Here is a 23,527-nt window from a genome sequence, read left to right as displayed (position 1 = left end):
TCGATCAGCAGGCGGCGCCGCCGACCGCGAGAAGGTTGCCGTCCGGGATGGTTATCGTCTGCCGACGCGGCGGCACCTCGACGGCGCCGCGCCGCAACTGCAACGGGCCATGTTCACGGCGGGCGGCGGTGTACGTCTCGGCGGTGCGGGCGGCGATGGTCGCCCAGCCGTACCGCTGCCCGACCATGCTGCGGGCCTGCCGGGCGACCCGACGGGCGAAGACCTCGTCGCCGAGGAGTTGCCCGACGGCGTCGGCCAGGGCCGGGGGGTCGCTGTGCGGGAAGGTGACGCCGGTGACGCCCGGCTCGACGATCTCGGCCAGCCCGCCGGTACGGGACACGGCCAGGGGCGCACCGGCCGCCGCTGCCTCCAGGGCCACCATGCCGAAGGGCTCGTAGAGGCTCGGTACGACGGTCGCGTCGGTGGCGCCGAGCACCGCCGGCAGCTGGGTGTTGTCGAGAAACCCGGCGAAGCGCACTGCGCCGCCGATGCCGAGCTGCTGGATCCGGTCCTCCAGCTCGCCCCGGTAGGGGCCGTCACCGGCGATCAGCACCCGCAGGCCGGGATGCCGCCCGCGCAGGTGCGGCACGGCGTCCACCAGGTGCTGCACCCCCTTCTCGTAGACCAGCCGGCCGGCGTAGCCGATCAGCGGTCCGTTGCCGGCGAACCGGGCGCGGGCCGAGGCGACGGCCCGGGGACGGGCCCGCCACGCCCGGTCGTTGACGCCGTTGGGCACCACGTCGATGCGGGACTCGGGCGTCTCGAACAGGGTGGTCACCTGCTCCCGCATGTACCCGGAGCAGGCGATGAGGCGGGTGGACGCGTTGCTGAGCCAGTGTTCGACACCGTGGATGGTGCGGTTCATCTCCTCGGGCAGCCAACCCTGGTGCCGGCCGGCCTCGGTGGCGTGCATGGTGGTCACCAGCGGCAGGTCCAGGTGCTCGGCAAGGGTGATCGCGGTGTGCGCGACCAGCCAGTCGTGGGCGTGGACCACGTCGTACTCGCCGGTGTCGGCGGCCCGCAGGGCGGCTCGGGTCAGGGTGTGGTTGAACGCCATCGTCCAGGCCAGCAGCGAGCCGGTGGCCAGTGGAAAGGTGACCGGGTCCTCGGCGGCGCGCAGCACCCGTACCCCGTCGAGGTGCTCCTCCAGCGGCGCGCCGTCGGCATGGCGGGTGACGACGGTGACCTGGTGGCCGGCGGCGGCCAGCGCGACCGAGAGGGCGTGCACGTGGCGGCCGAGACCGCCGACGAGGACGGGCGGGTACTCCCAGGACAGGATCAGCACCCGCTGTGCACGTGCGGGGTTGATGTCGATCACGTCGGCGTTCGGTGACATACGCGCCCCCTTTGAGTTGTCTCCGCGCGCCCGGCAGCCGGCCCCCCGGCGGGCGGCGATCGCGTCGCGGTGTGGATCGGGACCAATCCTGGCCGCGGCTGGATAACCAGCGGAGACGTACCCGTTGCGGTGGTGTAAAGCGCTACCGGCGGGCGCGCAGCAGCTCCGCGACCGACCACGCCTGGAACGGGCAACCCGTCGCGGTGTGCGGGGCCGCGCCGTCGGCGGTCTCGCTGACCGAGCCGAGGCCGTACTCGGTCAGGTGCGCCTCCAGACCGGTGCACAGCGTGTCGACCGGCAGCCCCGCCCGGCGGGCGGCATCGGCGTACGGGCCGATCAGCCATGGCCAGACGGTGCCCTGGTGGTAGGCGGTGTCCCGCTCGGCCGGCCCGCCCCGGTGCCGGCCGGTGAAGCCGGGACACTCGGGGGAGAGGCTGCGCGGGCCGAGCGGGGTGAGCAGCCCGGCGCCGACGCGGCTGACCGCCCGTGGGTCCGGTTGCAGCGGCGCGAACGGCAGCGACCAGGCCAGCAGCTGGTTGGGGCGCAGCAGGTCGTCGTCGTGGTATGCGGCGCCGCCCAGCGGATACACCGGCGCGGGCGCGTCGATGACGTCGTGCAGCCAACCGGCCGGAGTGGGGAAGCGGTCCCGGAAGGACTTGACCGCCCGCTCGTGCAGCCGGTGCAGCCCGTCGGCGTCCTGCCCGGCCAGTTCGGCCAGCTCGGCGACGCCGGCCACGCCGTTGATCCACAGTGCGTTGACCTCGACCGGCTTGCCGTGCCGGGGGGTGACCGGCACCCCGTACACCCGGGCGTCCATCCAGGTCAGGGCCGCGCCGGGAGCGCCCTGGGTGAGCAGCCCGTCGGCCGGGTCGACGGCGATGCCGTAGCGGGTGCCGGCCAGGTGGGCGTCGATCACCGAGCGCAGTGCCGGCAGCAGCTCGTCGCCGAGATCGGTGTCGCCGGTGACGGTGACGTGCCGGCTTACCGCGTGCAGGAACCACAGCGTGCCGTCGACGGTGTTGTACTCGACCCGGCCGGTGTCCGCGGTGTTGGCCAGCATCCCCTCCGACAGCGTCGCCGCGTACGAGCGCAGCAGCTCCCGGCCCAGGTCGGCGCGGCCGGTGCGCAGCAACAGCCCCTCGTAGGAGATCATCGTGTCCCGCGACCAGGCGCCGAACCACGGGTAGCCGGCGACCACGTCCGGCCCGGTGGCGGTCCGCACCACGAACGCGTCGGCGGCCAGCGTGAGGGTCGCCTCGACCGTGTCGGCCGGCCTGGCCGCCGCGACCACCTGCCGGTTGCGTTGCCGTGCCGCGCTGACCACCTGCGGCCCCGGCGGCGCTTCCTGGTTCAGGTCTCCGGCCCAGGCCAGCACCGAGACCGTGTCGCCGGGGTGGCGCAGGGTGTCGCGGAACTGGCCCGCGTACCACAGGTCCTCCTCCGGGTGCAGGCCGCGGGCCGCCTCCTCGCGGTGGTACACGCCCCGCCACCAGTGGCCCTGCGGCGTCCAACCGGGCCCGGACAGCCGGTACGCCTCCTCGACCAGCACGCCGCCGTCGACCGGATCCATCCGCAGCGGCGGGCCGTCGGCCCGCCGCTCGCCGTGCGCGTCGCGCCAGGTGCAGGCGGCGGCCAACTCCAGCTCGACCGGGCCACCACTGACCAGCCGGTGCACCACCGCCACGCAGGACCGGCCGTGCAGGGTGGCCACCTCCCGCTCGATGACCACGTCGCCGACGCGCCACCGCCAGCGCGGCAGCCCGTCGGTCAGGTCGAAACGCTCCAGCAGCTCGAAGCCGCGCGGGTCGACGTCGCCGGAGACCCACTCGTGCGCGCCGAGGCGTACCCGGGCGCCGGAGGGCAGCAGCACCGCCGGGTCGAGACTGACCAGTCCCACCTTGCGGGACGCCGGAGTGTCACCCGGGACCACCAGCAGTCCGTGGTAGCGACGGGTACGCAGCCCGCCCACCGTGCCCATGGCGTACCCGCCGAGGCCGTCGGGCACCAGCCATTCACGGCTGGCGGCGCTGGTCAGCTCGCCGCAGACCTGCGAACCGAAGCTAATCTCGATCAACTTTCCTCCACCGGCGGCGAGGTGTAACACGACACGACGACAATGGCCGCTGTGGTGATGTACCCCGGCGGCGTCGAAGATGGTCAGGTGATCACTGACGGCTCGCCCTCCGCCCCCGACGCCGAGCGAATCCGGCTCGCCCAGGCCGACGCCGGGGAGCAGGACTGGCGCGCATGGGGTCCCTATCTGTCCGAGCGGGCGTGGGGGACGGTACGGGAGGACTACAGCGAGCACGGCACGGCGTGGGACTACTTTCCTCACGACCACGCGCGGTCCCGAGCCTACCGCTGGTCCGAGGACGGCATGGCGGGCGTGTGTGACGACCGACAGACGTTCTGCTTCGCCCTCGCGCTGTGGAACGGACGCGATCCGATCATCAAGGAGCGGATGTTCGGGCTCGGCGGTGACGGCGGCAACCACGGCGAGGACGCCAAGGAGTACTGGTGGTACGAGGACTCCACGCCCACCCACTCGTGGATGCGGTGGCGCTACCACTACCCGCACGCCGCCTTCCCGTACGACGAACTGGTCGCGGTCAACGGCCTGCGCGGGCGGGACGACACCGAGTACGAGCTGGTCGACACCGGCGTCTTCGACGACGACCGGTACTGGGCGGTGACCGTCGACTACGCCAAGGCCGGCCCGAGCGACCTGTGCGTGGTGGTGACCGTGGCCAACCGGGGCGAGGAGGCCGCGCGGCTGCACGTGCTGCCGCACCTGTGGTTCCGCAACACCTGGTCGTGGAACCTGCCCGGCGGCGACCGGGTGCCCCGGATCGTCGGCGCGGGGCGTCGGCTGGTGGGCGACCACTGGGTGCTGGGGCAGATCATGCTCGAAGGCGACGGCGACCCGACGCCGCTGCTGTGCGACAACGACACCAACGCCGATCGGCTGTGGGGGCTGCCGAGCCGTACGCCGTACCCGAAGGACGGCATCAACGACCACGTGGTGTCCGGGGCGCAGACGGTCAACCCGGCGCTGGAGGGCACCAAGGGTGCCCTGCACTACGTGCTGGACGTGCCGGCCGGCGGCGAGCAGCGGATCCGGCTGCGGCTGACCCGTACCGCCCCGCCGCCCGGTGGCGGTGACCCGCCGCCCGCCGAGCTGGGTGCCGGCTTCGACGCGGTGGTGTGGGCGCGGCGCGCCGAGGCCAACCGGTTCTTCGACGGGGTGATCCCGGCGAAGGCCAGCGCCGACGAGGCATTGATCGCCCGGCAGGCCATCGCCGGGCTGATGTGGGGCAAGCAGTTCTACCACTTCGACGTCAAGCGGTGGCTGGAGGGCGATCCGGGTTCGACGCCGCCGGCCGGGCGCCGGCACGGGCGCAACAGCGCCTGGTGGCACATGACCAGCTTCGACGTGATCTCCATGCCGGACCCGTGGGAGTACCCGTGGTACGCCGCGTGGGACCTGGCCTTCCACTGTGTGAGCATCGCCCGGGTCGACCCGGGCTTCGCCAAGGAGCAGCTGCTGCTCCTGCTGCGCGAGTGGTACCTGCACCCCAACGGCCAGATTCCCGCGTACGAGTGGGCGTTCGGCGACGTGAACCCGCCCGTACACGCCTGGGCGGCGCTGAAGGTGTTCGAGATCGACGGCAGCCGGGACCACGACTTCCTGGCCCGGATGATGCACAAGCTGCTGATGAACTTCACCTGGTGGGTCAACCGTAAGGACACCGGCGGCAACAACGTCTTCGAGGGCGGGTTCCTGGGGCTGGACAACGTCGGCCCCTTCGACCGCTCGGCGGCGTTGCCGGTGGCCGGGGTGCTGGAGCAGTCCGACGGCACCGGCTGGATGGCGATGTACGCACTCAACCTGCTCGACATCGCCATCGTGCTGGCCGAGCACGACCGCACCTGGGTGGACACCGCGACGAAGTTCTTCGAACACTTCGCCTACATCGCGGCGGCGGCCTACGACCAGGGGCTGTGGGACGACGAGGACGCGTTCTTCTACGACGTGCTGCGGCTGGCCGACGGCACGAAGGTGCCGCTGAAGGTGCGTTCGGTGGTCGGGCTGCTGCCGCTGGCGGCGGTGACCCGGCTGACCGCGCGTACCCTGCACCGGCTGCCCGAACTGGGCGCGCGGCTGCGTTGGTTCCTGACCAACCGACCCGAGTACGCCTCGGTGATCGGCGCTCGGCGGCTCGGCCCGGACGGGCGGCAGCAGCGGCTGCTGTCCATGTGCGGCCCGGAGCAGGTGGTCCGGTTGCTCGCCCGGATGCTGGACACCGACGAGTTCCTCTCCGAGTACGGGCTGCGTACGCTGTCCCGCGCCCACCTGGACAAGCCGTTCGCGGTGACCCTGGGCGGGCAGGAGTTCTGCGTCGGCTACGAGCCCGCCGAGTCGACCAGCGGCCTGTTCGGTGGCAACTCCAACTGGCGCGGCCCGATCTGGATGCCGACGAACTTCCTGCTGATCAGCGCACTGCGCGACTATGCGGCGTTCTTCGGCGACGACCTGCAGGTGGAGTACCCGACCCGGTCCGGGGTGAAGAAGACCCTCGACGAGATCGCCGACGACCTCTCCGCCCGGCTGATCGCGCTGTTCACCCGCGACGGGTGGGGCCGCCGCCCCATCTACGGTGCGGCACAACTGTTCCAGACCCACCCCGACTGGCGGGACCTGATCGCCTTCCCCGAGTACTTCCACGGCGACAACGGCGCCGGCCTGGGCGCCTGGCACCAGACCGGCTGGACCGCCCTGGTCGCCGACCTCATCCTCACCCTGCGCCGCTGACCGGTCTCCATCCACCCCGGATCGTGTTGATCATGAGGTTGGCGGCGTTGAGGATCTGAGAGCGCCGCCACCCTCATGATCAACTTTGGGGTGGGAGTGGGGGAGAACGGTTCGTGGCTTGGTGGAGAGAGTCGCCATTCCGTCGCAGCCGCCCAGCGGGATTCACCGCAGGTAGGCTCGCCAGAGTGTCCGGAGTTGAGCACGGAGACGTAGAGCCGGGTGGCGATGCGATCGTCACCACCGCCTGGCAGTTGGCCGAGGCCGAGGGGTGGGCGGCGGTGACCACCCGACGGCTGGCCGAACACGCCGACGTCGACCTCGGCGCACTCTACGAACGCTTCGCCGACCGGGGCGCGGTGGTGGTCGCGGTCGCGGTGCGGGGCTTCGCCGACCTGGCCGCCGCGCTGGCCGCCGCACGTGGTGCGGTCGGTCGGCCCGCGGAGGTGTGGCCTGCGGTGATGGCGGCCTACCTGGACTTCGCGTACGCCAACCCCGAGGTGTACGACGCGATGTTCGCCCACACGCCGGAGTTGACGCTCGGTGCCGAGCAGGTCCCCGCAACGATCGCGGCGACCTTCGGCGAACTGCGCGCGGCGCTGAACCCGCTGGCCGCCGGGCGCGACGCCGACACCCTGGCCGAGCTGGGCTGGAGCCTGCTGCACGGCATGGTGATGCTCACCCGGGGCGGCCGGCTGCGCCCCGAGGCGCAGGAGCAACGTGACCAACTGCTCGGCGCGCACCTCTTCGACCCCCGCTGAGCCCGTCCTCGTAGATCTTGCACTTTCGGTCGCCTGCTCACCCCTTGTGCGCACCCTTGAGGCGACCGCAACTGCAAGATCGCGAGGTGGTGGTGGGATTAAAGGGTGTTGCGGGGGGTGGGGGTGTGGCGTAGCTTCTCGAGCACGCCGTCGAGCCGGAAGGAGGTCAGAACGATGTCCGATGTTCTGCGCCCCCTCCGCGTTCCGGCGTCCACGCGGATCTGAACCGGGCGCCGCTTTCCCGGAGGATCAACCATGGCCGATCTGGTCGTCCGCCCGCTCGTCGCGGGCGAGGAGGAACTGTTCGACTCGATGCCCGACCCGCTGCCGCAACTGCGCCAGGTCAGTTACGCCGACGGGATAGCCGGCGGCGGCTACCGGCCCGAGCACACCTGGATCGCACTGCTCGCCGGCCGGGTCGTCGGGCGGGCAGCCTGGCTGCTGCCACCCGGTTCCGTCGGGGACCCCTGGCTGGAACGGTTCGAGCTTGATCCGATGTCAACGGTCGGCGCGGACGCGGTGGCCGGCGGGGTGCCGACGGTGGCTGGCGGGGTGCTGACACTGGGCGACGGGGTGCCGACGGTGGGCGTCGCGCCGGGACTCAGCGGCGGGCTGTGCGGTGCATCGGCGGAGGTGGGTGCGGCGCTGCTGAGCGCCGCCCATGAGGCGCTCGGCGGCCCGAAGCTCTACTACGCGGCGCTGCCGGCGTACTGGCGCCGGCAGCCGCAGGTGCGGGCCGTGGCCGAGGTGCCGATGGCGGCGGCTCGGCTCGCTGGCCTGGTCGAACGGAGTGAGCGGTTGAGATTCACCTGGACGGGCGGGCCGCTGCCAACTCCCTCCGGCCGGCTGACCTTCCGGCCGGCCATCGACTCAGTGGAAATCAACTCGCTGTTGGCCCGCATCGCTGAGCCCGAGGTGCTGACCGGTGCGGAGACGGCTCGGTCGGTCGCCGGGGTGGAGCTGGCCCGGGATCCGCTGGCCTGGCTGAGCGGGCCGGCCGAGAGTTGGCGCGTAGCGCTGGAGGGCGGCGAGCCGGTCGGCCTCGCCGCGGCGGCGCCTGACGCCTGCTACCCGATGATCCCCTACCTCGGCCTGCTGGACGATCCAGCTCGCGGCGGTGCGGCTCGGGGCGGCTTGGTCCTGGGTGAACTGCTGGCCGACGTCGTCGCGGCGTTGGCCGCCGGTGGGGCGTACGAGGTGGTCGCCGACGTGGACGCGCACCGCGTGGCGGTGGTGGCGGAGCTGGAACGGACCGGCTTCCGGCGGGTCCGCTCCAGGGTGCTCTTCGCGCCGGCCTGAGCCGATGATCGTCTGCATTCCAGTGACTCGACACGCCGGTCCGACAGTCACTGGAATGCAGACGATCAAGGATTGGCCACCGGTTATCCGGTCGCCCGTCGCGCAGGTGTTCGCCTAGAGTCCGCGAGGTGACGCGCGAGGCAGCCATCGAGCCGGGTCGGATGCTGGTCTTCGACGCCGACGACACGCTCTGGGAGAACAACGTCGTCTTCGAGCGGGTGATCGACGACTTCCTGGAGTGGTTGGCCCATCCGACCCTCGACCGGGGGCAGCTGCGGGGCGTCCTCGACGACATCGAGCGGGCCAACGCCGTCACCCACGGGTACGGCAGCAAGGTCTTCCTGCGCAGCCTGCGGGAGTGCCTGGAACGGCTGCGTCAGCGGCCGGCGACGGAGGCGGAGCGACGCGAGATCGACGGACTGGCGGTCGCGTTGGTGACCCACCAGGTCGAGCTGATGCCCGGGGTGGCCGACGCCTTGGACGAGTTGGCCGGCCGGCACGAGCTGCTGCTGCTGACCAAGGGCGAGCGCGAGGAGCAGCAGCGCAAGCTGGACGCCTGTGGTCTGCTGCACCACTTCAAGGCCGCGCACATCGTGCCGGAGAAGAACGTCGAGACCTACCGAGAACTGGTACGCGAGCACGCCGTGGACCCGGCCCGGGCCTGGATGATCGGCAACTCGCCACGCTCGGACATCCTGCCCGCCCGGGCGGCCGGCTGGAACGCGGTGTTCATTCCGAACGACAACACCTGGGTGCTGGAGCACGACGAGTTGGATCCGGCGGACGCCGGTGTGCTGCACCTGAGCGCCTTCCCCGACCTGCTGCGGCATTTCTGAGCGACGGGTCGTAGGCGGGCGCCCGGACCAGCGCTGGCACCGGCCGGTTGTCACGGCGGCCTGCCGCTTTTGGACGTTGCTGGCAATGGTCCGTGCCGGGTGGGGCGACGGGTTGGCCGGCCCGGGTCGGCCTGTCGAGCCGAGCAGCAGGTTGGGTGGGGTTAATAAACCCTTAAATCATAACTTGTACCTTTTACTCTCGTTCACTCGTTGACGGGTGCCGACACGCCGAACATGCCCGTCAGTCGAAATTGAACGGGGGATATCGGTGAGTTCTGTGTTGCGAAGAATCACGACCGCATCCACGGCGATGCTGGTCGCCAGCGTGGCGACCTTGGGGTTGGGGACGCCCGCGCGGGCCGCACCGGGTGACGCGAGCGCGCGAGGTGTCGTCGTCGACCTGTCCGCGGCGGTGCTCGGCACACCCGTGATCACTGCCGAGCAGACCATCGGTACGGCCACCGCTCCGGCCGCCGGCGGCACCGACACCGACAATCAGGTCGTCTCGCTACCCGGGGCGCTCGGCGCGACCGCCAGCGGCACCGTCGAGGTCACCGCCACCCGGGCTGCGGCCTCTTCGTCGGCCTCCGCCATCGTCACCAACTTCAACCTGGCCGTGCTCGGCGTCGATGCGCTGGACGCGACCGAGGCCACCGCCACCGCGACCTGCCCGCAGATCGGCCCGACCAGCGCCGACACCACGCTCGTCGGGCTGGAACTCTTCGGCGCGGCGGTGGCGTCGCCGGAGCCGAACGGCCCCGCCGTCGTGGCCAGCGCGCCCGTGGTGGTGCCGGGAATGGTGGACGCGAGCCTGAACGTTTCGCTGACCCGGACTGAGACCACCACCGCCGCCGGTGCCACTGCGGTCGCCGTGCGTGCCACTCTGGGCCTGTCGGGCACCGTCCTCGGTGCGCCGACAACCATTGCGGTCGGGACGGTGATCGTCGCCGAGGCCACCTGTGAGCGTCCGCCGGCGGCACCCACCGCCGAGACGATCACGCCGGACGAGGGCTCGCAGGCGGGTGGCCAGACGGTGACGATCACCGGTACGGGCTTCATCTCCGGCGGCACCGCGGTCACCTTCGACGGAGCGCCGGCGACCAATGTCACGGTCAACGCGGGAGGCACGTCGTTGACGGCGGTCACCCCGTCCGGCGCGATCGGTCCGGCGTCGGTCGTGGTCGGTACGGTGAACGGCACGGCACCGCCGCTGGGCTACACCTACCTGGCCGACGGCAGTGCGGCTGTGGTCACCGGCCTCGCGCCGGCCTCCGGGCCGACCGTCGGTGGTACGACGGTGACGATCACCGGGACCGGCTTCACCGGTGTGCTGGCAGTGGACTTCAACGGGTTGCCCAGCACCGATTTCACCGTCAACCCGGCGGGCACCACGATCACCGTGGTGTCCCCGCCGAACCCGGCCGGACCGGCCCTGGTCGAGCTGGTCTTCCCGGCTGGCAGGGTGACCGCGCCGGAGTTCACGTACGTCGCGCCGACGATCGCCTCCATCGTGCCGAACTCCGGCCCGAACGCAGGTGGTACGACTGTGACGATCACCGGGACCGGGTTTTCCGGGGCGACGGGTGTGACCTTCGGTGACGCGCCGGGCACCGACGTCGTCGTGGACCCGAGCGGTACCTCGCTGACGGTGGTCACACCGCCGGGGCCGGTCGGCCCGGTCGACGTGTTGGTGCTCCTGCCGGGCGCGAATGCCGAGGCACTGGCCGGGTTCACGTACGTCGCGGCTACTCCGACCGCCGCGGTGATCACACCGGACGAGGGTCCGCAGTCGGGTGGTCAGACGGTGACGATCACCGGCACGGGCTTCATTCCGGGTGGCACGACGGTCACCTTCGACGGAGCGCCGGCCACCGACGTCACGGTCAACCCGGGAGGCACATCGTTGACGGCGGTCACCCCGCCCGGCGCGATCGGCCCGGCGGTCGTGGTGGTGGCCACCGGCGGTGGCTCGTCCACGCCGCTGGATTACACGTACCTGGCCGACGGCAGTGCCGCCGCCGTGACCGGGCTGACGCCGACGACCGGGCCGACCTCGGGCGGCACCCCGGTCACCATCACCGGCAGCGGCTTCACCGGGGTGACCGGGGTGACCTTCGGCGGGCGGCCCGGCACCGGCTTCACCGTCAACCCGGCGGGCACCACGATCACCGTGCTGACCCCACCGAATGCCGCCGGAACAGCGGACGTGCGACTGGTGTTCCCCGCAGGCGCCGTCGTCGCGCCACGGTTCAGCTATCAGACCGCCCCGCCGGTCATCGGTACGCTGACCCCCGATCAGGGGCCGACCGGTGGCGGTACCACCGTCACGGTCGGTGGTTTCGGGTTTGTTCCAGGCGGGACCGTGGTCACCATCTGCGGCCGGACCATCTCGGCGAGCGAGGTCACCGTGGCGTCGGACGGGCGTTCGTTGACCTTCCGTGCGCCAGCCTGCGCGGCCGGAGCCACCACGGTCGTCGTGAGCACCGCCGGTGGCGCCTCCAACGGGCTCACCTTCCGTTACGTACCGCGGCATCTGCCGGTGACCGGTGACACCGTTGCCGGGCCGCTGACCGTCGGCGCGATGCTGTTCCTCGTCGGCAGCTTCCTGTTGCTGCTGACCTGGCGCCGCCGGCGCGCCGGCCGGATCGGCTGACCCGGCTGTCCCAGCCCGGCCCTGGCCGGGTCCTGGCCTGCTGAGCCGTATACCTGTGAGGTCACCGTGCTTCACTCACAGGTATACGGCTCAGTCCCGTGATCACCGCAAACCTCTCCGAGGCGCAGGAGGATCGGGGAGCCATGGTGGATCGGTTGCTGCGGTGGCCGACCGCGTCAGTTGGTGGGCTGGCGGTTGGCCGGGCCGGCACCTACCGCTGGCTGGTCCCGAACTTGTGGATGGTTCAGGACGCTCCGCCGCGCACGATGGACACGGCCACCCGGCAGAACTCGTCCATGTCGGGCTGGAAGCCGGCCGCGATGTCGGGGTGCAGGCCGCTGCGGGTCTCGTCCAGCAGTCGCTGGCAGACCTGCTCGACCGGCTCGCCGGCATAACTGGCGCGGACCCGGTCGGCGGCGGCCTGCAACGCCGAGGTCAGCTGGTCCTCCAGCGCGCCGCGCAGCTTCTGCTGCACCGGGTCGAGCCCGCGTGGGTCCAGCGTGACGTGTGGCTCCGACATCGGTGCTCCCTTCGTCGGCGTCCGCGGTACCCCACCGCGGGCGTCGGTCAAACCCGCTGCGGTACGGCGGCCACCCGCACCTGGTAGGAGAAGTCCTCGGCCGGCTCCTCCTGGTAAGACAACTTCCGGATCTGCTTGTCGTCGTCGTAGATGGCGACGTCGACCAGCACGCCGAGGTGGGTGAGCCCGATGCTGGAGACTCGCTTCTTGTCCTGGAGCACCGCGCACACCCCGCCCAGCAGCGTGCTGGCGTCGGAGGTGCGGTGCCCGGGTGGGCAGCGCAGGATCAGGTCGATCTCGATCGGGCCGGACAGCGGCGTCCAGCCGGTTTGCTGCGCGGCCGCGCAGGCGGCCTGCAGCAGGGTGCGTACCCTCGTCGCCTGCCGGTGCCCGGCGGCGAAGATGGACAACGCCTCGGTCTTGACCGGTGGCAGGCCGCTCACCTCGAATGTCAGGGTGAGAGCGCGGGTGTCCTGCACCACGGCGGCACCTCCTCGTTGGGGACGATCCTGCCCAACCGGTATGCCGGTGAGGGGCTGTTCCCGCGAGAACCAACCGATCGGGCGGGTCGGGGTCGGCCGGTGGCGTATCGACGGCGACGGCGTACGCGCTGACGGCGGAGCATGTTCAACGCTAGTCCACCTGGCGGTCGCCCGGTAGCACCCGCGATCAGTCGGTGGGACGCGGCGGGAAGGCGCAGAACTCGTTGCCCTCGGGGTCGGCCAGCACCCACCACGACACCGTGTCGTCCGGCTCGCGCAGCAGGGTCGCCCCGGCCCTGATCAACGCGCTCGGCCCGGGGTCGGTCAGGTCGACGTCCCAGTGCATCCGGTTCTTGACGGTCTTGCGCTCGGGCACCGGGTCGAAGACCCAGTGGTCCCACGGGAAGCCCGCCGCGCCGGTGACCGAGGCGTACCCCTGGTCGCTGGTCTCGGCCTGGCCACCGACGACGCTGGCCCACCAGGCGGCCTGGGCGGCCGGGTCGGCGGAGTCCACCACCAGCTCGAACGGCCCGGGGCGGGAGTCCTCGCCGGGGGCGAAGGCGCAGAAAAGGTTCCCGTCGGGGTCGGCCAGCACCCACCAGTCGATTTCCGCGTCCGGCTCGCGGACCAGCCGCGCGCCCGCGTCCAGCAGCGCCGCCGGGCTCGCCTCGGCCAACCGCAGGTCGAGGTGTACGCGGGTCTTGACGGTACGCGGCTCGGGCACCTGGTTCACCCAGATCGACTCGGCGCCGGAGCCGGCCCGGCGCGGATCGACCCGAGTGTCACCATCGCCGGTGTCGACCAGGTCCCCGTCGAGCACCTGGGCCCAGAACCCGCCGAGGGCGTGGGCGTCGGCGGCGTCGAGGCAGAGGTCCTTGAAGCGTGCGATCATCCGCCGATCATGCCGGCCGGCCCCGACATCCGCGCCCCGAAGGGGGTACAACGGCGGCGAGGACCCCGGTCATCGATACCGGGGCCGGCCGCGACGGTCAGTGGCGGGCGCGCTTGAGCTCGTGGAACGCCGGCATGCGCATCAGCGGCACGACGCTGTCCCACAGGACCAGCGCGTCGTCGGCGCCGGGCACCTCGGTGAGGATCGGGCCGTGCAGGCCCCGGTCGGCGCCGGGCACCATCAGCACCGGGGAACCGATGTCCGGCCCGGCGGAGGCGTACGCCAGCGCGTGCGAGGCGTGCACCTGCGCGTCCCAGCTTTCGTCGTCGAGGGCGGGTGCCGCGTCGTCCAGGCCGGCCGCCTCGACGGCCGCCGCCACCAGTTTGTCGCTCGGCGGGTTGCCGACGTCGTGGGTACGAGTGCCCAACTCGGTGTAGAAGCGGCCGACGTCGTCGTGGCGGCCCTCGGCGCGCAGCGCCTCCACCAGCCGCAGGGACCGGGTCGAGGCGGTCATCGCCTCGGCGTACTCCGGCGGGACGTCGCCGCCGTTGAGGATGGCCAGGCTGAACGCGCGCCACTCGATGCGCAGGTCGCGGGCCTCGGCGACGCTCACCAGCCAGCGGGACGTACGCCAGGTCCAGGGGCAGAGGGGGTCGAAGAAGAAGGTGGCATCCACCGCACGAGAGTAGCGCCGCCCTCCCGGCCCGGTCCCGGGGTGAGCTGGACCACACAGCCGCGTGTTTAAACCGTGTCCCGCCGGTTAGGTTTCGCGCCTCCGCAGGTCGGGCAGTGTTGCAGCCACGACCCGCCGGGAGCGGGAAACCGCAGGTCGTACGCCCTGGCGGTGACGCCGTGCGCCGGGGCACGGAGACACTCCCCGGTTGTTGGCCGAGACGAGGGGAGGGGTCATGAGCGAGCGAACCGGCAGGCTCCGTGCGGTGCTGCCTCATGGTGGCAGCGGACGCGGCGGAGTGTCGCCATGAGGCAGCAACGTACGGCCGCGGGTGGGCGGCGTCGCCCTCGGGTACGCGTGGCGGCGACTGCTGCGGCGCTGACGCTGGTGGCACCGATGGCGGCGTGCGCCTCCGGCGACGACGGCGGCACCCCGACGATCAACCTTTACTACCCGCCGGAGCAGAACCTGCAACAGGTGGTGGACGAGTGCAACGCCGAGGCCGGCGGGCGGTACCGCATCGTCAACCGGGTGCTGCCGCGTGAGGCCGACGAGCAGCGGGTGCAGATGGTGCGGCGGCTCGCCGCCGAGGACAGCGGCATGGACGTGCTCGGTCTCGACGTCACCTGGACCCAGGAGTTCGCCAGCGCGAACTGGATCCGGGAGTGGACCGGCCAGGACCGGGCCGAGGTGGAGCAGGGCACCCTCGAGGGCCCGCTGGAGACCGCCCGGTACGAGGACAAGCTCTACGGTGCGCCGAAGAACACGAACGTCCAGCTGCTGTGGTACCGCAAGGACCTGGTGCCCGAGCCGCCGACCACCTGGAACGAGATGATCTCGATGGCGCAGCGGCTGCGGGAGCAGGGCCAGCCGCACCAGGTGCTCACCATGGGGGCCCAGTACGAGGGACTGGTGGTGCTCTACAACACCCTCGTCGCCAGTGCCGGCGGCAGCATCGTCAGCGACGACGGTACCGAGTCCGTGGTGGACGAGGGCGCCGTGCGGGCGCTGGAGGTGCTGCGTGACTTCGCCACCTCGGGGGTGACCTCACCGTCGTTCAGCAACGCCACCGAGGACCCGGTACGCCTGGAGTTCCAGTCCGGCAGCGGTGCTTTCCAGATCAACTGGCCGTTCGTCTATCCGGCGATGCAGGAGGCCAACCCGGAGCTGGCGGAGCAGGTCGGCTGGGCGCGGGTGCCGGGCGTCGACGAAGGCACCCCGGGCCGGGTGACGATCGGCGGGATCAACCTCGCCGTCAGCCAGCACTCCGAGCACCCGGCGGAGTCGTTCGAGGCGGCCAGGTGCCTGCGCAACGCGGAGCACCAGAAGTTCTCCGCGATCAACGACGGGGTGCCGCCGACCATCGAGAGCGTCTACGACGACCCGGAGATGGACGAGGCGTACCCGATGAAGGAAACCATCCTCGAACAGCTGCGGGATCCGGCGGTTCGACCGCTGACCCCCGCGTACCAGAGCATCTCCACCGTGACCTCGGCGATCCTGTCGCCGCCGTCGGCGATCGACCCGCAGGCCACCGCCGACGAGCTGCGCGAGGCAGTCGCCGCCGCCCTGGAGTCGAGGGGGGTTCTGCCGTGAGTGTCAATGCCACCCCGGCCGGCGCGGACGTCGCCGCCGACGGGACCGAGACCGGCGGCGGCCGGCAGGCCGCGGTGCCCGCCCAACGGACCAGGCGGCGGGGCAAGGTGCCGCTGAGCGAGAACAAGCGGGCCGAACGCAAGCTGGGCCTGCTGCTGTGCGCCCCGGCGGCGCTGGTCATGCTCGCGGTGACCGCCTACCCGATCCTGTACTCGGTGTGGTTGTCGTTGCAGCGCTACGACCTGCGTTTCCCCGCCGAACGGGAGTTCATCGGGCTGCAGAACTACGTCACCGTGCTCACCAACGAGTTCTGGTGGACGGCGTTCGGGGTGACCATGCTGATCACGGTGGTCACCGTGGCCGTGGAGCTGGTGCTCGGCATGGGGCTGGCGCTGATCATGCACCGGACGCTGGTCGGGCGGGGGATCGTGCGGACCTCGGCGCTGATCCCGTACGGCATCGTCACGGTCGTCGCCGCCTTCTCCTGGCGGTACGCGTGGACACCCGGCACCGGCTACCTGGCCAACCTGTTCTCCGACGGCGCGCCGCTGACCGAGCGGGCCAGCTCGTTGGCGATCATCATGTTGGCGGAGATCTGGAAGACCACGCCGTTCATGGCGCTGCTGCTGATGGCGGGTCTGGCGCTGGTGCCGGAGGACCTGCTCAAGGCCGCCTCCACCGACGGCGCGACCGCCTGGCAGCGGTTCACCAAGGTGATGTTGCCGGTGATGAAGCCGGCGATCCTGGTGGCGCTGCTGTTCCGCACCCTGGACGCGTTCCGGGTCTTCGACAACATCTACGTGCTCACGGCGGGGGCCAACGAGACGTCGTCGGTGTCGATGATCGCCTACAACAACCTGATCCGGGGCCTGAACCTCGGCATCGGCTCGACGATGTCGGTGCTGATCTTCATCACCGTGGCGATCATCGCGTTCATCTTCGTGAAGCTGTTCGGTACCGCTGCCCCCGGCAGCGACGACGGGGAGAGGCGCTGACATGGCTGACACCACCACCCGAGCAAAAGTGCGCTGGGGCCTGCTGGACGTCGCCGTGGTCGTGTTCGCGCTGACCCCGGTGCTGTGGATCATGTCGTTGTCGTTCAAGACACCGGCCACGTTGACCGACGGAAAGTTCATCCCACGGGAATGGACGCTGGAGAACTATCGGACGATCTTCGCCACCGACCAGTTCGTCCGGGCGCTGGTCAACTCGATCGGCATCGCGTTGATCGCCACCGTGATCGCCGTCGTGCTCGGCGCGATGGCCGCGTACGCGATCTCCCGGCTGGACTTCCCCGGCAAGCGGGTACTGATCGGGGTCTCCCTGCTGATCGCGATGTTCCCGCAGGTGTCACTGGTCTCGCCGCTGTTCGAGATCGAGCGGCAACTGGGCCTCTTCGACACCTGGCCCGGCCTGATCCTGCCCTACATCACCTTCGCGCTGCCGTTGGCGATCTACACGCTGTCGGCGTTCTTCAAGCAGATCCCGTGGGATCTGGAGAAGGCGGCCAAGATGGACGGCGCCACCCAGGGGCAGGCGTTCCGCCGGGTGATCGCCCCGCTGGCCGCACCGGGACTGTTCACCACGGCGATCCTGGTCTTCATCTTCTGCTGGAACGACTTCCTGTTCGCCATCTCGCTGACCTCGACCGAGCGTTCGCGCACGGTGCCGGTGGCGCTGTCGTTCTTCACCGGCGCCTCGCAGTTCGAGGACCCGACCGGGGCGATCTGCGCCGCCGCCGTGGTGATCACCGTACCGATCATCCTGTTCGTTCTCTTCTTCCAGCGCCGCATCGTCTCCGGCCTGACCTCCGGCGCCGTCAAGGGATAGGTGGATACTCATGGCTGACATCGTGCTCGACAAGGTGAGCAAGAAGTTCCCGGACGGCACCACCGCGGTGCGGGACGTCGACCTGGAGATCGCCGACGGCGAGTTCGTCATCCTGGTCGGCCCGTCCGGGTGCGGCAAGTCCACCACCCTGAACATGATCGCCGGGCTGGAGGACATCAGCTCCGGTGAGCTGCGCATCGCCGGGGAGCGGGTCAACGACAAGGCCCCCCGCGACCGCGACATCGCGATGGTCTTCCAGTCCTACGCGCTGTACCCGAACATGACCGTCCGGGAGAACATGGCGTTTCCGCTGCGGCTGGCGAAGCTGGACAAGGAGACGATCAACCAGAAGGTCGACCAGGCGGCGAAGGTCCTGGAGCTGACCTCGCTGCTGGACCGCAAGCCGGCCAACCTCTCCGGCGGGCAGCGGCAGCGGGTGGCGATGGGTCGGGCGATCGTCCGGCAACCCAAGGCGTTCCTGATGGACGAGCCGCTGTCCAACCTGGACGCGAAGCTGCGGGTGCAGATGCGTACCGTGGTGTCCCGGTTGCAGAAGCAGCTCGCCACCACCACCGTCTACGTCACCCACGACCAGACCGAGGCGATGACCCTCGGCGACCGCGTGGTGATCATGCGGGGTGGCGCGATCCAGCAGGTCGGCCCGCCGCAGGAGCTGTACGACCACCCGCGCAACCTCTTCGTGGCCGGGTTCATCGGCTCGCCGTCGATGAACTTCCTGACCGCCACCGTCGAGGAGGGCACGCTGCGTACCTCGCTGGGTGAGGTACCGATCGGTGACCGGGTCCGCCGCGAACTGGAGGGCGCCGACGCCCCTCGGGAACTGATTCTCGGTATCCGTCCGGAGCACTTCGAGGACGCCGACCTGATCGACGAGGAGACCCGCCGTCGGGGCATGGAGTTCACCGCACCGGTGGACATCGTGGAGTCGATGGGTTCGGACAAGTACGTCTACCTCAGCGTCGAGGGTGAGCGGGCCACCTCCGCCGAGTTGGAGGAGTTGGCCGCCGACGCGGGAGCGGCCGATTTCAGCGGTGCCGGGTCGAACCTGGTCACCCGGCTGTCGGCGGAGTCGACCGTCACCGAGGGGGAGGACCGGCGGGTCTGGTTCAACCTGGAGAAGATCCACCTGTTCGACCCGTCGGACGGCCGCAACCTGACCCTGCACGAGGGCCGCGCCGCCGGCGCCCTCGCCGACTGACACCCGTTCCGACAGGTCCGTGCCGGGTACCTCTGCCGCCAGCGGAGGTACCCGGCACGGTGTGCGGAGCAGCAGGGTCGGCCGGGGTCAGTGTGAGTGGCGGGGCACCTCGCTGCCACTGCCACCGACGAGGAAGTCAAGGTCTGCGCCCCTGTCGGCTTGTTGTACGTGCTCGCTGTACAGCCGTACCCATCCACGATCGGCCGCCGGCGGCGGCGGCTGCCAGGCGGCGCGGCGGTGGGCGAGTTCCACCTCGTCGACAAGTAGGTCCAGGCGGCGCGTCGGGACGTCGAGGTGGACCAGGTCGCCGGTGCGTACCAGCGCGAGGGGGCCGCCCACCGACGCCTCCGGCGCCACGTGCAGGACGCAGGTGCCGTACCCGGTGCCGCTCATCCGGGCGTCGGAGATCCGCACCATGTCCGTGACGCCGTTGGCGAGCAACCGTCGTGGCATGGGTACGTTGCCCACCTCCGGGAAGCCCGGGTAGCCGCGCGGTCCGGCGTTGCGCACCACGATGACCGTGTCGGGCGTGACGTCGAGGTCCGGGTCGTCGGCGGCGACGGCGTACTCCTCGATCCGGTCGAAGACGAGCGCCGGCCCGGTGTGCGTGAGCAGGTGAGCCGAGGCGGCGGAAACCTTCAGCACCGCCCCGGACGGCGCGAGTGATCCCCGCAGCACGACGGTGCCCGAACCGGCGGGCTGGAAGGGCTCGGTGAGGGTACCGATGACCTGCCTGTTCCAGCACTGGACACCGCTGATGTTGTCGGCCACGCTCTTTCCGCTGACCGTGATCTGGTCCAGGTGCAGCAGCGGGGCGATCTCTTTCATCACCGCCGGAACGCCGCCCGCGTAGGCGAAGTCCTCCATGAGGTACGTGCCGGACGGCATCAGGTTGACGAGCATGGGCACGTCGGTGGTGAGGGTGCCGAAATCCTCCAGCGACAGGGGGACGCCGATGCGTCCGGCGATCGCCAGCAGATGTACGACGGCATTGGTGGAGCCACCGATCGCGGCGTTGACCCGGATGGCGTTCTCGAACGCGGGGCGGGTGAGCACCGTGGACAGCCGCTGGTCCTGCTCGACCATGGCGACGATCCGGCGACCGGCGGCGTGCGCGAGGGCGTACCTTCGCGAGTCGACCGCCGGAACCGCGGCGGCCCCCGGCAGTTGAACGCCCAACGCCTCGGTCACGCAGGCCATCGTGGAGGCGGTGCCCATGGTCATGCAGTGACCCCTGCTGCGGGACATGCAGACTTCCGCCTCCGCGCAGTCGGCCACGGTCATCCGGCCGGCTCGCAGCTCCTCGGTGAAGCGCCAGACGGAGGTGCCCGAGCCGATGTCCTGGCCGCGGAACTTGCCGTTGAGCATCGGTCCGCCGGTGATCAGCAGGGTCGGGAGGTCGACGCTGGCCGCACCCATCAGCAGGCCGGGGGTGGTCTTGTCGCAGCCGGAGAGCAGGACCACGCCGTCGAGCGGGTTGGCCCGGATCAGTTCCTCCGCCTCCATCGCCAGCAGATTGCGGTAGAGCATGGTCGTGGGCCGCATCAGGGGTTCGCCGAGGCTCATCGCGGGGAACTCCAGCGGCAGGCCGCCGCTCTCCCATATCCCTCGCTTCACCGATTCGGCCAGTTCGCGCAGGTGGGCGTTGCACGGGGTCAGCTCCGACCAGGTCGTGGCGATGCCGATCACCGGGCGACCGTCGAAGACATCGTCCGCGAACCCCTGGTTACGCATCCAGGAGCGATGGATGAACCCGTTGCGGCCGTCGGCACCGAACCACTGCCCGCTGCGCAGCGGCCGATTCGTCATCGACATCAGCACACCTTCCTGTCAACTGTGGCTATTCGAGCCCTGATACCAGCCGCCCGTCGACGCGTCGGGGAATGGCGGTGTACGCGTCTCGCAGCTCCTCGGGGAGGATCCACTCCGGGGCGTTCTGCCACGCCAGCGGGCGAAGGAACCGTCGAATCGCGGTGGCGCCCACCGAGGTGTGCACGGCGTTCGTCGACGGCCAGGGCCCACCGTGGTGCTGCGCCCAGGACACCCGGACACCGGTGGGATAGCCGTCGAAGACGATGCGACCCGAGCGGGCAGCGAGGACGTCGACCAGTTCGCGTACGGCATCGTTGTCGTCTCGCGGTCCGCTGTGGACGGACCCGGTCAGCGACGGTGGGACGGTCGCGAGCGCGGCGTCGAGTTCGGCGACGTCGCGGTAGCGGACCACGACCATGAGCGGGCCGAAGCACTCGTCGGCGATCTCGGCGGTCAGGTCCGGCAGATCGACTTCCAGCAGCGTCGGCGCCACCGTGAAGCCCGTACCCGCCTCGATCTGGGGCCGTGCCGAGAGACGAGCGCCGGCCCGCTCGAACGCCTTGGCCCCGTTCTCGTACGCGTCACGGATGCGCTGGTTCAGCAGGAGCATCCCGCCAGCGGAGGCGACCTTTCCCCGGAGGGTGGCGACCAGATGGTCGCCGCCCGGGTCCGACGGGACGAACGCCAGCCCGGGCTTGGTGCACAGCTGACCGCCCGAGCCGGTGAAGGAGGCGAACAGTCCTTCGGCGATCTGGTCCCCCCGGCCGGCGGCCGCGTCGGGCAGGATCACGATCGGGTTCACGCTGCTCAGCTCGGCGTAGAGCGGAACGGGATCAGCTCGTTCGTCGATGGCCGCCTGGATGGCGCGGGCGGCCCCGACGGAGCCGGTCAGGGCAGCCGCCCGGATCGTCGGGTGGCGCACCAGCCAACGGCCGGCCTGCTCCCCGTACACCGTCGCGATCACACCGCCGGGCCCGCCCAGGTCGCGGACGGCCGACTCGATCGCGTCGGCGGAGGCGCGCGACGTCAGCGGATGGGACGGGTGGGCCTTCACGACCGTGGGACAACCGGCGGCAAGCGCCGAGGCGGTGTCGCCGCCGGCGACGGAGAAGGCGAACGGGAAGTTGCTGGCTCCGAAGACGGCCACCGGCCCGAGGGGTACGAGCATCCGCCGTAGGTCCGGGCCGGGCCCGAGTGGTGTGTCGGCGGCGTGGTCGATGGCCGCCTCCAGGTACCCGCCGTCGCGCAGCACCGCCTCGAACATCCGGAACTGGACCGCCGCCCGGGTGAGCTCCGAGTCGAGGCGCGCCGGTGCCAGTCCGGTCTCTGCCTCAGCTGTCCCGACCAGCTCCACGCGACGGGACTCCAGGGAGGTGGCGATCGCGTCCAGCAGCTGCGCCCGGCCGAGCCTGCCCACGTCGAACAGCCACTGTGCCGCCCGGGACGCCTGGTCGGCGATCGTCGCCACGCCAGACTCGGCTGTCTCGGTGAGATCCGTCGTGCGGTGCCGGCCGTCGCGCGGATCGGTGGTGGTGACGTTCACAGCAGTCTTCTCCTAGCCAGATTGCTCATCAGATCGCGGACGCCGAACTGCCAGGGCTCGCACTGCTCCGCGTGCTGCACCCGGTTGACCAGGGTGCCGAGTGCCGGGCAGCTGATCCGCACCACGTCGTCGACCTTGTGGGTGAAGCCCTCACCGGGGCGCGTCCGGTCCTGGGTGGGCGCGAACATGGTGCCGAGCATCAGGACGGCGCCGTCGGGATACTGGTGATGCGGGCCGATCAACTGCCGCACCAGCGCCGCTGGGTCGCGCGACATCCGGGCCATCTCCGAGGTTGCCGCCAGGTGGAAGTCGTCCACACCGTGGACCTGGAGACCCACCTCAAGTTCGCGCAGCTGACTGAGCGGAAACCGCTGGTCGAACAGCCGGATCAGCGGACCGAGGGCGCATGAGGCGTTGTTGTCCTTCGCCAGGGGAAGCAGGAGCGCCGACCGGCCCTCGACATCCCGCAGGTTCACGTCATTGCCGAGGGTGGCGCCGACGATCCGGCCGCTGGACTGGGCGATGAGCGCGATCTCGGGTTCCGGGTTGTTCCAGGTCGACGCGGCGAGCACGCCGACCTGGACGGCGGTGCCGACGGCGGAGAGGATCTGACCCTTGGTGAATATCTCGGCGTCCGGTCCGATCCCCACCTCCAGGTACTGACTCCAGATGCCCTCTGCGACCAGCAGGGTCTTGAGCCGCTCCGCCTCCACCGAGCCGGGCACCAGGCTGTGCAGGTCGGCGCCGATGTCGGCGAGTATCCGGCGTCGGATGTCCGCCGCGAGTGTCAGGTCTCCCCGGGCCCGTTCTTCGATGACGCGTTCGATCATCGAGACGGGAAAGGTCACGCCGGCGGCTTTGAGTGCTTGAAGGTCGACCGGGGCGAGCAGCCAGGGCCGGGCTCTATCACGGTTCGTGGAGCCTGTGTTGGCCAGTATCTCGGCGAAGCCGCCGACCCGCGGCCCGTCCAACCCAGCCACCGTCACGGCGGGGTCGGGCAGCTCGCAGATGTCCCGGACGGTGGGGAACCGGTGGCTGACGTCGATGACCTCGCCGTCGCGGACGATCACCGGTGAGGGGCCGTCGACGGACGGGTCCCAGATCCGGCCGATGAGGACGCTGTCATCGGCGTCGGCCGGCAACGCCTCGGCGACGGTCCCGAACCAGGGCTCCTTGCTCATCGTCGCCCCCCGCAACAGGTCAGGTGTCGCTGAGCTGGAATCTGCAACGAGCGTAGCGCCATATGCAACGGTGTCAATAGTTGA

At 70.8% G+C, this 23,527-nt stretch carries 18 protein-coding genes; 9 read left to right on the top strand and 9 right to left on the bottom strand.

Translation table 11 applies throughout. The annotated features are described in order from the left end of the window. Window positions 1–4: 4 nt before the first annotated feature. Both BMY89_RS27140 and BMY89_RS27135 read right to left on the bottom strand, forming a co-directional pair. A complete protein-coding gene (locus tag BMY89_RS27140; protein ID WP_092382914.1) occupies window positions 5–1,336 on the bottom strand; it encodes a glycosyltransferase family 4 protein in 1,332 nt (443 codons plus the stop codon). A 142-nt stretch (window positions 1,337–1,478) separates the two neighbouring features. Further along, window positions 1,479–3,410 carry an amylo-alpha-1,6-glucosidase gene (locus BMY89_RS27135; RefSeq protein ID WP_092383016.1) on the bottom strand — a complete coding sequence of 644 codons (1,932 nt, stop codon included), beginning with the start codon at window positions 3,408–3,410 and terminating at the stop codon, window positions 1,479–1,481. A gap of 42 nt (window positions 3,411–3,452) precedes the next feature. Between BMY89_RS27135 and BMY89_RS27130 the strand changes: the two genes are divergently transcribed. The 5 genes from BMY89_RS27130 (at window position 3,453) to BMY89_RS27110 (ending at window position 11,695) form a co-directional block, all read left to right on the top strand. Further along, window positions 3,453–6,149, top strand: a complete 2,697-nt coding sequence (locus BMY89_RS27130; RefSeq protein ID WP_092382913.1) for an MGH1-like glycoside hydrolase domain-containing protein — start codon at window positions 3,453–3,455, stop codon at window positions 6,147–6,149. A 185-nt stretch (window positions 6,150–6,334) separates the two neighbouring features. Next, entirely contained in the window at window positions 6,335–6,907 is a 573-nt protein-coding gene (locus tag BMY89_RS27125; RefSeq protein WP_092382912.1) for a TetR/AcrR family transcriptional regulator, read from the top strand. Between the two features lie 255 nt (window positions 6,908–7,162). Continuing rightward, a complete protein-coding gene (locus BMY89_RS27120) occupies window positions 7,163–8,206 on the top strand; it encodes an acetyltransferase (RefSeq protein ID WP_092382911.1) in 1,044 nt (347 codons plus the stop codon). 161 nt (window positions 8,207–8,367) lie between these two features. Next, complete coding sequence (locus tag BMY89_RS27115; protein ID WP_092383014.1) at window positions 8,368–9,042, top strand: HAD family hydrolase; 675 nt, start codon at window positions 8,368–8,370, stop codon at window positions 9,040–9,042. A 277-nt stretch (window positions 9,043–9,319) separates the two neighbouring features. Next, window positions 9,320–11,695 (top strand): IPT/TIG domain-containing protein, encoded by a 2,376-nt coding sequence (locus BMY89_RS27110; protein WP_139218020.1) that lies wholly within the window; start codon window positions 9,320–9,322, stop codon window positions 11,693–11,695. 244 nt (window positions 11,696–11,939) lie between these two features. Here BMY89_RS27110 and BMY89_RS27105 read toward each other — a convergent pair whose 3' ends face one another. From BMY89_RS27105 to BMY89_RS27090, 4 genes are all read right to left on the bottom strand, one after another. Further along, window positions 11,940–12,215 (bottom strand): hypothetical protein, encoded by a 276-nt coding sequence (locus tag BMY89_RS27105; protein ID WP_092382909.1) that lies wholly within the window; start codon window positions 12,213–12,215, stop codon window positions 11,940–11,942. 47 nt (window positions 12,216–12,262) lie between these two features. After that, the gene (locus BMY89_RS27100; protein WP_092383012.1) at window positions 12,263–12,694 is read right to left on the bottom strand and encodes a RusA family crossover junction endodeoxyribonuclease; all 432 of its coding nucleotides are present in this window, start codon (window positions 12,692–12,694) and stop codon (window positions 12,263–12,265) included. A gap of 190 nt (window positions 12,695–12,884) precedes the next feature. Further along, complete coding sequence (locus tag BMY89_RS27095) at window positions 12,885–13,589, bottom strand: VOC family protein (protein WP_092382908.1); 705 nt, start codon at window positions 13,587–13,589, stop codon at window positions 12,885–12,887. 97 nt (window positions 13,590–13,686) lie between these two features. Beyond that, complete coding sequence (locus BMY89_RS27090; RefSeq protein ID WP_092382907.1) at window positions 13,687–14,265, bottom strand: mycothiol-dependent nitroreductase Rv2466c family protein; 579 nt, start codon at window positions 14,263–14,265, stop codon at window positions 13,687–13,689. A gap of 303 nt (window positions 14,266–14,568) precedes the next feature. Between BMY89_RS27090 and BMY89_RS27085 the strand changes: the two genes are divergently transcribed. The 4 genes from BMY89_RS27085 to BMY89_RS27070 are packed head-to-tail and all read left to right on the top strand — an operon-like array spanning window position 14,569 to window position 18,907. Beyond that, window positions 14,569–15,858, top strand: a complete 1,290-nt coding sequence (locus tag BMY89_RS27085) for an ABC transporter substrate-binding protein (RefSeq protein WP_092382906.1) — start codon at window positions 14,569–14,571, stop codon at window positions 15,856–15,858. After that, window positions 15,855–16,853 (top strand): carbohydrate ABC transporter permease, encoded by a 999-nt coding sequence (locus BMY89_RS27080; protein WP_092382905.1) that lies wholly within the window; start codon window positions 15,855–15,857, stop codon window positions 16,851–16,853. The genes BMY89_RS27085 and BMY89_RS27080 overlap by 4 nt, the downstream gene beginning before the upstream one ends. A gap of 1 nt (window position 16,854) precedes the next feature. After that, entirely contained in the window at window positions 16,855–17,688 is an 834-nt protein-coding gene (locus BMY89_RS27075; RefSeq protein ID WP_092382904.1) for a carbohydrate ABC transporter permease, read from the top strand. A gap of 10 nt (window positions 17,689–17,698) precedes the next feature. After that, entirely contained in the window at window positions 17,699–18,907 is a 1,209-nt protein-coding gene (locus tag BMY89_RS27070; protein ID WP_092382903.1) for an ABC transporter ATP-binding protein, read from the top strand. Window positions 18,908–18,994: 87 nt separating this feature from the next. Here BMY89_RS27070 and BMY89_RS27065 read toward each other — a convergent pair whose 3' ends face one another. From BMY89_RS27065 to BMY89_RS27055, 3 genes are read right to left on the bottom strand one after another with little or no spacing between them, the layout of a single operon-like run. Further along, window positions 18,995–20,722: an IlvD/Edd family dehydratase gene (locus BMY89_RS27065; protein WP_092383010.1), complete on the bottom strand. Its 1,728-nt coding sequence runs from the start codon at window positions 20,720–20,722 to the stop codon at window positions 18,995–18,997. A gap of 25 nt (window positions 20,723–20,747) precedes the next feature. Continuing rightward, window positions 20,748–22,262, bottom strand: coding sequence for an aldehyde dehydrogenase (NADP(+)) (locus tag BMY89_RS27060; RefSeq protein WP_092382902.1), 1,515 nt, complete (start codon window positions 22,260–22,262; stop codon window positions 20,748–20,750). After that, window positions 22,259–23,443, bottom strand: a complete 1,185-nt coding sequence (locus BMY89_RS27055) for a fumarylacetoacetate hydrolase family protein (protein ID WP_092382901.1) — start codon at window positions 23,441–23,443, stop codon at window positions 22,259–22,261. The genes BMY89_RS27060 and BMY89_RS27055 overlap by 4 nt, the downstream gene beginning before the upstream one ends. Between the last annotated feature and the right edge of the window lie 84 nt (window positions 23,444–23,527).

The organism is Micromonospora phaseoli (assembly GCF_900109115.1).
In the GTDB taxonomy this organism is placed as follows: Bacteria; Actinomycetota; Actinomycetes; order Mycobacteriales; family Micromonosporaceae; genus Micromonospora; species Micromonospora phaseoli.
Note: the sequence above shows the minus strand (reverse complement) of the source record. Positions and strands in the feature narration are given on the sequence as shown.

Bases quoted from the DNA above. Each gene is read 5' to 3' on its own strand.
- BMY89_RS27075 (WP_092382904.1), top strand. From the start codon at position 16,855: ATGGCTGACACCACCACCCGAGCAAAAGTGCGCTGGGGCCTGCTGGAC.
- BMY89_RS27070 (WP_092382903.1), top strand. From the start codon at position 17,699: ATGGCTGACATCGTGCTCGACAAGGTGAGCAAGAAGTTCCCGGACGGC.
- BMY89_RS27130 (WP_092382913.1), top strand. From the start codon at position 3,453: ATGGCCGCTGTGGTGATGTACCCCGGCGGCGTCGAAGATGGTCAGGTG.
- BMY89_RS27095 (WP_092382908.1), bottom strand. From the start codon at position 13,589: ATGATCGCACGCTTCAAGGACCTCTGCCTCGACGCCGCCGACGCCCAC.
- BMY89_RS27065 (WP_092383010.1), bottom strand. From the start codon at position 20,722: ATGTCGATGACGAATCGGCCGCTGCGCAGCGGGCAGTGGTTCGGTGCC.
- BMY89_RS27085 (WP_092382906.1), top strand. From the start codon at position 14,569: ATGAGGCAGCAACGTACGGCCGCGGGTGGGCGGCGTCGCCCTCGGGTA.
- BMY89_RS27115 (WP_092383014.1), top strand. From the start codon at position 8,368: ATGCTGGTCTTCGACGCCGACGACACGCTCTGGGAGAACAACGTCGTC.
- BMY89_RS27105 (WP_092382909.1), bottom strand. From the start codon at position 12,215: ATGTCGGAGCCACACGTCACGCTGGACCCACGCGGGCTCGACCCGGTG.
- BMY89_RS27120 (WP_092382911.1), top strand. From the start codon at position 7,163: ATGGCCGATCTGGTCGTCCGCCCGCTCGTCGCGGGCGAGGAGGAACTG.
- BMY89_RS27055 (WP_092382901.1), bottom strand. From the start codon at position 23,443: ATGAGCAAGGAGCCCTGGTTCGGGACCGTCGCCGAGGCGTTGCCGGCC.
- BMY89_RS27140 (WP_092382914.1), bottom strand. From the start codon at position 1,336: ATGTCACCGAACGCCGACGTGATCGACATCAACCCCGCACGTGCACAG.